Origin of the sequence: Kitasatospora sp. NPDC007106, from assembly GCF_040634455.1 — a bacterium.
Taxonomy (GTDB): Bacteria; Actinomycetota; Actinomycetes; order Streptomycetales; family Streptomycetaceae; genus Kitasatospora; species Kitasatospora arboriphila.
The window spans coordinates 1-10,374 of the sequence record NZ_JBEYFP010000178.1 but is presented as its reverse complement, the minus strand read 5'-3'; the positions used below and the strand labels follow the sequence as shown (position 1 = coordinate 10,374).

At 73.4% G+C, this 10,374-nt stretch carries 10 protein-coding genes and 3 pseudogenes; 6 read left to right on the top strand and 7 right to left on the bottom strand.

Translation table 11 applies throughout. The features are described from left to right. On the top strand, positions 1–1,131 hold a 1,131-nt coding region (cofH, locus tag ABZ641_RS16680), incomplete at its 5' end, for a 5-amino-6-(D-ribitylamino)uracil--L-tyrosine 4-hydroxyphenyl transferase CofH (protein ID WP_359982547.1). Between the two features lie 14 nt (positions 1,132–1,145). On the opposite strand, the pseudogene ABZ641_RS16675 reads toward cofH, so the two are convergent. Further along, a pseudogene (locus ABZ641_RS16675) lies at positions 1,146–1,427 on the bottom strand (TetR/AcrR family transcriptional regulator C-terminal domain-containing protein); the annotation flags it as partial. A 68-nt stretch (positions 1,428–1,495) separates the two neighbouring features. Between ABZ641_RS16675 and ABZ641_RS16670 the strand changes: the two are divergent. Next, a complete protein-coding gene (locus ABZ641_RS16670) occupies positions 1,496–1,684 on the top strand; it encodes a hypothetical protein (RefSeq protein WP_359982550.1) in 189 nt (62 codons plus the stop codon). A gap of 318 nt (positions 1,685–2,002) precedes the next feature. Further along, the gene (locus ABZ641_RS16665; RefSeq protein WP_344624708.1) at positions 2,003–2,506 is read left to right on the top strand and encodes a methylated-DNA--[protein]-cysteine S-methyltransferase; all 504 of its coding nucleotides are present in this window, start codon (positions 2,003–2,005) and stop codon (positions 2,504–2,506) included. A 17-nt stretch (positions 2,507–2,523) separates the two neighbouring features. Here the strand turns inward: ABZ641_RS16665 and ABZ641_RS16660 are convergent, their stop codons facing one another. From ABZ641_RS16660 to ABZ641_RS16650, 3 genes are all read right to left on the bottom strand, one after another. After that, entirely contained in the window at positions 2,524–3,051 is a 528-nt protein-coding gene (locus ABZ641_RS16660; protein WP_344624707.1) for a hypothetical protein, read from the bottom strand. 19 nt (positions 3,052–3,070) lie between these two features. Further along, on the bottom strand, positions 3,071–4,360 hold the full coding sequence (locus ABZ641_RS16655) for a NucA/NucB deoxyribonuclease domain-containing protein (RefSeq protein ID WP_359982545.1): 1,290 nt from the start codon (positions 4,358–4,360) through the stop codon (positions 3,071–3,073). A gap of 66 nt (positions 4,361–4,426) precedes the next feature. Further along, a complete protein-coding gene (locus ABZ641_RS16650) occupies positions 4,427–5,839 on the bottom strand; it encodes a hypothetical protein (RefSeq protein ID WP_359982542.1) in 1,413 nt (470 codons plus the stop codon). Between the two features lie 437 nt (positions 5,840–6,276). On the opposite strand from ABZ641_RS16650, the gene ABZ641_RS16645 reads away from it, so the two are divergent. From ABZ641_RS16645 to ABZ641_RS16635, 3 genes and pseudogenes are all read left to right on the top strand, one after another. Beyond that, complete coding sequence (locus ABZ641_RS16645) at positions 6,277–7,149, top strand: protein phosphatase 2C domain-containing protein (protein ID WP_359982540.1); 873 nt, start codon at positions 6,277–6,279, stop codon at positions 7,147–7,149. A gap of 96 nt (positions 7,150–7,245) precedes the next feature. After that, positions 7,246–7,815 (top strand): GNAT family N-acetyltransferase, encoded by a 570-nt coding sequence (locus tag ABZ641_RS16640; protein ID WP_359982538.1) that lies wholly within the window; start codon positions 7,246–7,248, stop codon positions 7,813–7,815. Between the two features lie 440 nt (positions 7,816–8,255). Then, positions 8,256–8,627 (top strand): annotated as a pseudogene (locus tag ABZ641_RS16635) (transglycosylase family protein); the annotation flags it as partial. Positions 8,628–8,767: 140 nt separating this feature from the next. Here ABZ641_RS16635 and ABZ641_RS16630 read toward each other — a convergent pair. From ABZ641_RS16630 to ABZ641_RS16620, 3 genes and pseudogenes are all read right to left on the bottom strand, one after another. Continuing rightward, the gene (locus tag ABZ641_RS16630) at positions 8,768–9,163 is read right to left on the bottom strand and encodes a DUF3224 domain-containing protein (protein WP_359982535.1); all 396 of its coding nucleotides are present in this window, start codon (positions 9,161–9,163) and stop codon (positions 8,768–8,770) included. 102 nt (positions 9,164–9,265) lie between these two features. Beyond that, the gene (locus ABZ641_RS16625) at positions 9,266–10,111 is read right to left on the bottom strand and encodes a hypothetical protein (RefSeq protein ID WP_344627716.1); all 846 of its coding nucleotides are present in this window, start codon (positions 10,109–10,111) and stop codon (positions 9,266–9,268) included. Further along, positions 10,108–10,374: pseudogene (locus ABZ641_RS16620) on the bottom strand (hypothetical protein); the annotation flags it as partial. The pseudogene ABZ641_RS16620 and the gene ABZ641_RS16625, both read right to left, overlap by 4 nt.

The following is a 10,374-nucleotide window of genomic DNA, read 5'->3' as shown; positions in this document are numbered from 1 at the left end:
GCCGCGGACGACCCGACCCGGCTGACGGACGACCAGGCCCTCGCCCTGTTCGGCGCCGACGGCCCCGCCCTGGACGCGCTCTGCTCGATCGCCGACGCGGTGCGCCGCGACACCGTCGGCGACACCGTCACCTACTGCGTCACCCGGAACATCAACTTCACCAACGTCTGCTACACCGGCTGCCGGTTCTGCGCCTTCGCGCAGCGCCGCACCGACGCCGACGCCTACACCCTCTCGCTGGAGCAGGTCGCCGAACGGGCCGCCCAGGCCTGGGAGGTCGGCGCGACCGAGGTCTGCATGCAGGGCGGCATCCACCCCGACCTGCCCGGCACCGCGTACTTCGACATCGCCCGGGCCGTGAAGGAGCGGGTGCCCGGCATCCACGTGCACGCCTTCTCGCCGATGGAGGTCGTCAACGGCGCCACCCGCACCGGCCTGTCGATCCGCGACTGGCTGCAGCGGGCCAAGGAGTCCGGCCTCGACAGCATCCCCGGCACGGCCGCCGAGATCCTCGACGACGAGGTCCGCTGGGTGCTCACCAAGGGAAAACTGCCCGCCTCCGCCTGGATCGAGGTCGTCACCACCGCCCACGGGCTCGGCCTCCGCTCCTCCTCTACCATGATGTACGGGCACGTCGACACCCCCCGGCACTGGCTCGGCCACCTCCGGCTGCTCGCCGAACTCCAGCAGCGCACCGGAGGGTTCACCGAGTTCGTCACCCTGCCGTTCGTCCACACCAACGCGCCGGTCTACCTCGCCGGCGTCGCCCGGCCCGGCCCGACCGCCCGCGACAACCGGGCGGTCACCGCGATGGCCCGGCTGCTGCTGCACCCGCACATCCCCAACATCCAGACCTCCTGGGTGAAGCTGGGCGCCGACGGCGCCGCCGAGATGCTGCGCTCCGGCGCGAACGACCTCGGCGGCACGCTGATGGAGGAGACCATCTCCCGGATGGCCGGCTCCTCGTGGGGCAGCTACAAGTCCGTCCGCGACCTGGAGGCGATCGCCGAGGCCGCCGGCCGCCCGGCCCGGCAGCGCACCACCACCTACGGCGAGGTCCCCGCGGAGCGCCGCGCCGCCGCACTCGCCTCGGACGGCCACCTGCCGGTCCTGCTGCCCGTGCTGGACTGAGGCCGGGCGGCGGCTCAGGCGATGCCGAGGCCGGCGAGGAGGGCGTCCAGGCCGACCCGGAACGACCGGTCGGCGGTGGGCCGGCCGCCCTCCTCGGCGGCCTGCACGAGCAGCGGGAAGGCGTCCCGCGGCAGGGCGGCCGCGGCGGACCGGCCGCCCTCGGCCGCGCCCGGCCCGTGCTCCAGCTCCAACGCCCCGATCAGGTGGGCGGCGACGGCACGCAGGGCGGGCGGACGGTCGGCCGCGTCGAGTCCGGTCTCGGCCAGCACCCCGAGGACGCTCTCCGCCCAGCGGCAGTGCGCCGGGGTGCGCGGCGACGGCCGCGTGCACGAGTTCGGCGAGCGACACGATGCGCTCGCGGGGCGTGCCGCGGCCCGCCCGCCCGCTCGGTGGCCGGCTCGGTCTGCCCGCCGACTTCCTGATCGGCCCGGACGGGCGCCTGTTCGCCGTCCACTACGGCGAACACGCCGCCGACCACTGGTCGGTGGACACCGTGCTCGGGCTCGCCGCGCCGGTGCGCGTTGCGGCGGGCCGGGAGGCGGCCGGCGCCTGAGGGGTCGCCGTTCTCCGCCGACCGGGTTTGCCGGGCGGCGGAGGGGTGAGACGGCTCGCAGGCAGGGTGCCCCGCCCGGGCGGTGATGTCCCCGTCCCCCGTCTGCCGCGCGGGCGGGCGCCCCGCCGGAGTACAGACCCGGCCGCCGAGACGTGCATCTCCGGCGGCCGGGGCGGCTCCGGGCGGTGCCGCCCCCGGGGCCAACGCCGTGTCCGAAATCCGCCAGCCGACCGCCGGGTGCAGGCGGCACAGTGGAGACCGGCGGGCCCGCGCCCCGGGGCGCGGTACCGTCTGGACCAGCGGAAAGGACACACCACCATGACCCTGTACACGACCGTCGACAGCCCGGTCGGCCCCCTGCTGCTGGTCGGCGAGGAGTCCGCGACCGCGCCGGGCGGCACCGCGCTCGCCTCGGTCTCGCTGCCGGGGCAGAAGCGCGGCGCCGTCGTCCAGGACGGCTGGCGGCAGGACGACGCGGCCTTCCGCGTGGTGGCCGAGCAGCTGCGGGCGTACTTCGCGGGGGAGTCGACCGCCTTCGCCGTGGAGTGCACCGCGCGTGGCACCGACTTCCAGCGGCGGGTCTGGGCCGCCCTGGACGCCGTCCCGTACGGCACCACCACCACGTACACGGCCGTCGCCGCGGCCGCCGGGTCACCGGGCGCCGTACGGGCGGTCGGCGCCGCGATCGGGGCCAACCCGCTGCTGATCGTCCGGCCCTGCCACCGCGTGATCGGCGCCGACGGCTCACTGACCGGCTACGCCGGCGGCCTGCCCGCCAAGCAGCACCTGCTCGCCCACGAGAACGCCCGCCCGGCCCGCTGATCCGTGGGTCGGCGGAGTCAGTCGACCTCGGTGTCCGATTCGTACTGCCACCACAGGTCGATCCGGTAGGACTCGAGCACCTCGGCGTGGGCGGCGAAGACGTTGTCGGAGTCGGCTTGGCCCTCCGGTTCCGCGAGGCTGCGCAGCAAGGAGGCCTCCTGCTCGGCGGCGGCCTCCCTACCGCGCCAGGAGACCAGGGCGGCGTACACACCGGGCCGGGGCAGTTCGATGTCTCCAGCGATCTCGGGGGAGAACGCCCGGATGACCACTGTCCCGGTGGGGCAGTCCAGGACGGCCGGGCAGAAGGCGTCGCATTCCCCGAGGCTGGCGCCGGCCACCGGCCCGTCCCACACCCGCAGGACGATCTCGGCCGGCGAGGTGCCCTGCTTGCTGCAGAGGTAGAGCTGGGTTCCCGTGCCGGCCACGATCGTCAGGTTGCTCCGACGCACCGCGGCACCGTCCGGAAGGTAGGCATCCGAGTCATGCACGAAGATCAGTCCGTGGTCCGGCTTCGCCTCGGCGCGGAACTCAAGCGCCACAGCCATGGGTCCTCCTGTCCCTTTGTCACGGAGTGATGGTCACATAGAACGGGTCGCCGTCCAGAATTCGGTTGGCCGTGTACACGGCGAGGATCCTGGTGCCGCCCTCTTTGTTGTCGGCGGCATCGATCAGTCGGGACGAGTACCGCCTGGTCGGCGAATCGCCGCCCGCCGCAGCTCCCTCGTAGGTGGATGAGAAGGGGTACTCGTCGCATTCCAGGCCCGAGCCCGCGTAGTTGCCCCACACGTCTTCGCATGTCTTGATCGCCGCTGTCCGGTTGGTGTCCTGCTTCGGGCGGTCGATCAGGCGATGCAAGGGCTGCTTCTCACCGGGAACCGTCTTGCCGACAAAGGAGGGAAAGGTGCGCTCCGGGTTGCTCTGGGCGTCCTTGATGTGGCGTGCGCTCTGGGCCACGAGTGGGTCCGAGAGCTTCATGACCAGCTCGACCCGGGCCTCGACGAACACGGTGCCCTTGTACTTGCCGCCGACGGGGCCCGCGTAGTCGAAGCGGACGTTGGAGTGTCCGCTGTCGGTCTCCTGCCAGGGGCGGGTGGGGGCGGTCGGGGACTTGACCCCCATGCCGAGCATCACGTTGGCCTGGACGATCTGCAGGTTGCCCTGGTTGTACAGCGGTCCGCCGTCCGGAGACGTGTAGGTGAGCGTCCACGACGGCGACTTGTCCCAGTCCCCCAGGAGTTCGTCCCGCTCCTGCTTGGCCGGGTCCACGACCTTGCCGCCCGGCCCGCTGTTGGACCCGAGGGTGCGGTTGAACGTCTGCCGGATCGACCACTTCTTGCCGTCTTCGGAGCCGTTTGTCGCCAGCTTGATGTCTTTGACCTCGGCGACGTAGTCGACGCGGCGCTGGCCGTCGTAGGCGAAGCCGAGAAGCCACGCGTCGAAGATCAGGCGGCCCAGGACGCGGTCCCCCGCGGTGTTGCGCAGCACGAGGTCCTGGTGCCGGTGGACGCATGTCTCGAAGCGGTTCTTGATCCAGCCGGTGGGGGAGTCGGCCTCGGAGTGCTTGGCGCATTCCTGTTCGAGACCCGGGTCCTCTTCGGGCGTGGTCGAGGGGGTGGTGTGCGCCGTGCGCGGTGACGGCTTCTCGGGCCCGTGGGAGTAGCGGGCGAGGGGCACGGGTTCGCCCAGGGCCGCGAGCTGGTCTGCGGGGACGGACGAGGAGTCGACGAACTCCGCAGTCGTGGCAGCAGGGGTGGACGTGGGCGCGGCGGCGCAGGTGCCGGAGGCGAGTATCAGGCTGGATGCGGCGGCGGCTGCTCCAATAACCAGGCGGCCTAATCCGGTTCCAATGATCATGGTGGTCTCCTGTGGGACCGGTCGTCCCGTCGAGGCGGTGGGAGGTCGTGGTGGTATGCCGGGCTGTCAGTGCCCGCAGGCGGCGCCCCAACAGGCTGCGGTGAGCTCGCCGGTGCTCTGTGTGTAGGAGACCGAGAGCCCCATCACAGCGGGGCCGGTGCCGGTGCGGCCGCGTGTGGTCGCCTGCGAGGTGATGGTCCACAGAGCGGTGTCCGCCGGCCAGCCGGAAGCTTGGGTGCGCCCGGAGTGGTCGTCCGCGACCGTGGCGGCGGCGACCTTGAGGGACTCACGCGGGACTCCGAACTCTCGCGCGGTCCGCGTCAGAAGCCCGTCGACGACGGCGCCGGTCGTCTCCCTGTTGCGCGACGCGAGCGACCGGTCCCTACGGGGCGCTACGTCGGCCTCGTTGCATTGCTTGAAAGTGCGCAGGCACTCGGCCAGGCCGGGCACCTGGGAAAGGCAGGAACCGGGGCTGTTCTGGAGGCAAGCGTGGAGCAGCTGCTGGTCGACCCCGTGGTAGATCGCCGGCCGGTCGTCTGCGCCCGGGGCGGAGAAGGCGGAGGAGTGGGCCGGGGGTGCGGGTGTGGTGGCGACGAGGGGCTTGCCGACGCGCCAGGACGCAATGCCCGGCGGTGTGGCCGGCTTGGGTGTTTCGAGAGTCTGCGTGGCATCGAAGCAGTACGGCGGGGTGTTCACGGTGTTGGTGAACGGGTCCTTCTCGCCGCACGTGCCGAGGCCGAGCTGGCTCGCGGTCCGGTCGGGCAGGAGGCGGGACCAGACCTTGTTCTCCGAGAGGTACTGGGGGCGGTCGTCGAAGAGGGGAACGTTCACGTGCTCGGGGTGGTTGACCTCGAGTCCCACGTCGATGCGGTTCTGGTCACCGCGGGGGACGGGCTTCTGTCCGGTGGTGGTGCCGACCGAGTTGAAGTCGTAGAAGACTTCCCACTGGTCGCCGTTGGGCTGCCGCTGAAGCAGGTAGCTGTGGTTCTTGCCGTCGGCCGTGCCGGGGCCGGAGCCGGTGTTGACGGCGGTCTCGCGGCCGCCCTGGCCGGTGAGCTCTTCCCAGTGGGGCGCGTAGGTGGCGGTGTTCGGGCCGGTCTTCTGGGCGTACAGGCCGATCCGGACGTTGCTGAACGCGGTGGTGTCGGGTGTGACGGTCAGGTAGTTGGCTGCCGCGACGTTGATGGTGGGGTCGTAGCTGCCGTCGAAGGTGATCGGCAGGTTGCGCCACGTGGCGAATGCGCCGGCTATGGGTTCTCCGGCCTTTCCGCACAGCATGGCCCACTGGGTGATGCGTGCGCTGTACCAGCCGGTGCAGTCCTGGGTCGGTGGTGCGGCCGACGCTACTGGCGTCGAGGCGAACACGGTGGCGGCGGCAGTGACGCAGATGCCTGCGGCCGTCAAGGCGCGCCTGATCGAGTGCATGGATCCCCCCGGATCGAGTGCGTGTTTGAATCGGACGCTAACAGTCAGGGACACGCCAAACTGGGAGTTTCCTGTGAGCTGATGCCTTTGCGCCAGAACGTGTCCTGAACCGGCGCATTGCCTTGGGCTCCGAACAGTGAAGGTCGGATCGGTTCCGGACGAGGGGCAGCCCGCAGGAACTCGGTCTCCTGCCTGGTCTGCGGGGAGGCAGCGAGCGGGAGGCGGCATCGCGACTCAAGGCCTCGAGCTCGTACGCCAGTCAGGCAAGGAAGCAGGGCCGGCGTGGCGACGGACGCAAGGCGCGAAGGATCGGCGGTTCCTGCTTCCCGCTGTCGACCTCTACGTGTTCGTCGCACCGGGCGTCGTTGCACAGTCGGTCCCGCTTCAGCATGTGCCTCAGCGCGTCGACCCGGAGTGTTGGCGGAACCGGCCGGCGGGGGAGGATTCCTGACGGATCCTCGGCGGGGGTGTCTGGCAGGATGGTCCGCCGAATGACCGACAACGAGATCGACGACATCGACGACGGTGCGTGCCCCGAGTGCGGGGGCACCGTCGCCCCCGACGGGCGGTGCTGGGACTGCGGGGCCGACCGGCCCGGCTTCCGGGCGCACGTGGAGATCGGTACGGCGGGCGGGGCCGCGGGCGTGAGCGACCGCGGCCGGCACCGCGGGGTGAACGCGGACGCCATGGCCCTCGCCACTGCCGGGCCGTGGACGGTCGGAGTGGTCTGCGACGGCGTCTCCATGGCTCCCCGGGGCGAGCGTGCCGCCCGACTCGCCGCGGACGTCGGCGCAGCGGCCCTGGCCGCACGGCTGGCCGAAGGCGTCCTGCCGGAGACCGCCCTCGCCGCCTCCGCTCACCGGGCCGGCCGTGCGGTGACCGCCCTCGCCGCCTCCCCGGGCGCCGCACCCGCCTGCACCTACGCCGCCGGCATCGCCGGACCGGAAGGCATCTGGAGCGCCTGGGTCGGCGACAGCCGCGTCTACTGGCTCCCCGACGAGGGCCCGGGGACGGCCCTCACCGAGGACGACACCGGCGAACTCGACGTCCTCGCGGCCTGGCTGGGCGCGGACGCCGGCGAGCCCGCGCCGCGGATCCGCAGCTACCGGCCGGCCGTGCCAGGCCGCCTGCTGCTCTGCACCGACGGACTCTGGCGCCACCTGCCGGACCCGGGAGCCCTCCGGACGGTCGCCGACCGCGGCGCCCGGCACGGGACCGCACCCGCCGGCCGGCCGCTGCTCGCCGGAGCGCGGGCACTGGTCGACCACGCCCTGGCCGCCGGCGGACAGGACAACATCACCGCTCTGCTGCTCCCGGTCGCCGCCGCGGCGCCCGGCCGGCCGGCCGCCACCGGCCCGGGCTGAGCGGGTGCCGGGCTGAGCGGGTACCGGGCCGAGGGGGTGCCGGGCGGTCCCGAATCCGGTTGCCCGGCGGCCCGCGCCGGTGGTCGAATCGCGCCCATGCCGATCCGTGCCGCCACCGCCCGCATGCTGCTCCGCTGCTTCACCGCGGACGACCTCGACGACCTCGCCGTCCTGCACGGCGACCCCGAGGTGATGCGGCGGATCGACGACGGGCGGCCGGTGCCGCGTCCGGTGGTCGAGCGCGAGACGCTCCCGGCGCTGCTCCGCGGCTATGCGGAGCTCCCGCCGGGGGAGGGGTGCTTCGCCGCGGTGGCGCGCGGCTCGGGGGAGTTCCTGGGCTGGTTCGCCCTGGCCCCGGCGAGCAGCCCGGGCCTGGACGGCGGCACGGAGCTCGGCTACCGGCTGCGGCCCGCCGTGTGGGGGCGCGGACTCGCCACCGAGGGCGCGCGGGAGCTCGTCCGGCTGGCCTTCGCGGAACTCGGCGCCGACCGGGTGGTGGCCACCACGATGACCGTCAACACCGCCTCCCGCCGGGTGCTGGAGAAGGCGGGGCTGCGCCACGTCCGGACCTTCTTCGAGGAGTGGCCGGAGTACGTCGAGGGCGCCGAGCACGGGGACGTGGAGTACGCCCTGACCCGGGAGCAGTGGCTCCGATCATCCCCCTGACCTGTGCGAACGGTTGCCGAGCGAGGCCGCGGCGGCACCGTCCGTGCACGGTGTGACCCACGCCATCCGCGGGGTGCCGGGACGGGGGTCCGGTGTGCGCGCGGTGTCCGCGGCCCCTCACGCGCTGCCGACGATGTGGTCCGGTTCACGGACGGTTTGCGGTGGTGCGGGTCACATCGGGGGGTGGGTGGCGGTGGTCGGGCCCGGGAAATGGGGGTCGGCTTTCGGTGGATACCGGTGGTAACCGGGGCCTGAGCTGCGGGTTCGTGGTCGAACCTTGTGTTGGGTGCGGGCCGTCCGTAACTTCGAATCCAGCGCGGCACACCGCCGGGGCCCCAGGGCCCGGCGGGTTCGGTGCCGGCTCACCCCATGAACCGCAGGCCGATCGGGTCTGCTGACCCGTGCCCGGGTGTCGTCCCGGGACGCTTGAAGGGAACCGCATGCTTTTCCGTAACGAGACCACCGCTGCCACCGCCACCGCGACCAAGCGCAGCAAGCGCGTGCGGATGGCCGTCATGGGCGGCGCGCTGGCCGTCCTGCCGGTGGCCGGCCTCGTGACGGCGACCTCGGCCTCGGCCGCCCCGGCCTCGACCTGGGACAAGGTCGCCCAGTGCGAGTCCTCGGGCAACTGGGCGATCAACTCGGGCAACGGCTTCTACGGCGGTCTGCAGTTCACCTCCGGTACCTGGGCCGCGTTCGGTGGCCACGCCTATGCGGCCAACGCGCACCAGGCCAGCAAGGCGCAGCAGATCGCCGTCGCGGAGAAGGTCCTCGCCGCGCAGGGCCCGGGCGCCTGGCCGGTGTGCTCGGTCAAGGCCGGCCTGACCAAGTAACACCCGCCTGCCGTACGCAGTCTTCAGCGGCCCGGACCGGCGACCCCGGACCCGGCACCCCGCAACCCCCGCACGGCCCGCTCCCCGCACCCGGGAAGCGGGCCGTCGCCGTCCCCGGATCAGGCCAGGGCGTAGCGGAAGACGTAGCTGTGCACGCCCGCGTCGTCGATCCGGATCTCGAAGCCGCCGGTGATCCCGGCCAGCTCCTCGGTGCCGGTGCCCGGCACCACCGTGATCACCAGCCGCTCGCCGCGGCTGCCGGGCGCGCAGTGCTGCAGCACGAAGCTGCCCTTGCGGCCGTCCAACTCGCCGGCGTACCGCTCGAAGGCGGTGTACGCCGCGGGCTGGCCCTCGCCGTCCGCCGCGCTGATCATGTGCACGGTGCTGGTGCCGGTCAGCCCGCCCCGGAAGGTCTTGGTCAGCTTCACCCGGGCGAGTGTCGCCCCCGGCAGTTCGTCCAGCACCTCCGGCTCCCAGCTGTCCACCGTGAAGCCGCCCTCGGCCAGCCCGTCCATCCCGTCCGTCCCCTCGTCGCTGCGGATCGCTGCGGCCAGCCTGGCACGGGCCGCCGACAATAGGGCCGAGGGCCGGCGGCCGGGCCCGCGCGCACTCCGGGGTCAGCCGGCGAGCGCCCGTACCGCGGCCGCCAGCCGCGCCGGCGCCCCGGCCTCGTACTGCAGGAACAGCCGCGGCTCGGTCAGCTCCAGCTCGATCAGCAGCGGAGTGCCCTCCGGCCCGCGGACCAGGTCCACCCGCGCGTACAGCAGCTCCGCGCGCTCCGGCACGGCCGCGAGCACCCGCTCGGCGACGGCCAGCTGGTCGGCGTCGGGCCGCCGCGGCTCGTCCGCGAAGCGGCCCTCCGGGCCGGACAGCATCGGCCCGCGCCGCACCGCGTGGCTGAACGCGCCGCCGATGAACACCAACGAGGTCTCGCCCTCCCCGTCCACCGCCGGCAGGTACGGCTGCACCATCGCCGTCCGGCCGGCCGCGGTCAGCAGGTCGGCGTGCGCCGCGGCGGCCGCCCGGTCGGTGGTCCGCACGGTGTCCCGCGCGCCGGCCGACACGGTGGGCTTCACCACCAGCTCCGGCCACGGCGCCGTCCCCCCGTCCAGCCGCTCGCCGGGCCCGACCCAGGCGGTCGGCACCACCGGTACCCCGGCCAGGGCCAGCTCCCGCAGGTAGGTCTTGTCGGTGTTCCGCTCCAGCACCGGCACCGGATTGCAGACCCGGGTGAGCCCGGCCGCGCGCCGCGCCCAGGCCAGGAACTCGTCCCGTCGCCCGGTGTAGTCCCAGGTGCTGCGGACCACCGCCGCGTCGAACCGCTCCCAGGCGACCGCCGGGTCGTCCCACACCACCGGCTCGGCGGCCACCCCCTGCCCGGTGAACGCGGCCAGCGCCGCCCCCACCTCCTGGTCCGGGGCGTCCTTGCTGGTCACATAGGCCACGGCGGGGGTCGCGGTCACGGGGTCCCTCCTTGCTCGGTGCGGTGCCGGTTGCGGGTCTCGTGCCGGACGGCACGCCGCTCGGGCGGAAACCAGTGGTCGGCGACGGGCTGCTGCACGGTCGGCCCGCCCGAGTGCGGGCTGCGGACGTACCCCTCCGGCGGGGTGGGCAGCGCCGCGACGCAGGCCTTGGAGCAGGCGTCGACCAGCAGGGGCAGGACGTCGGTGGCCACCCGCAGCGTGATCCACACCCGGCGCGGCCGCGCGGCCGGCCCGCCGCAGAC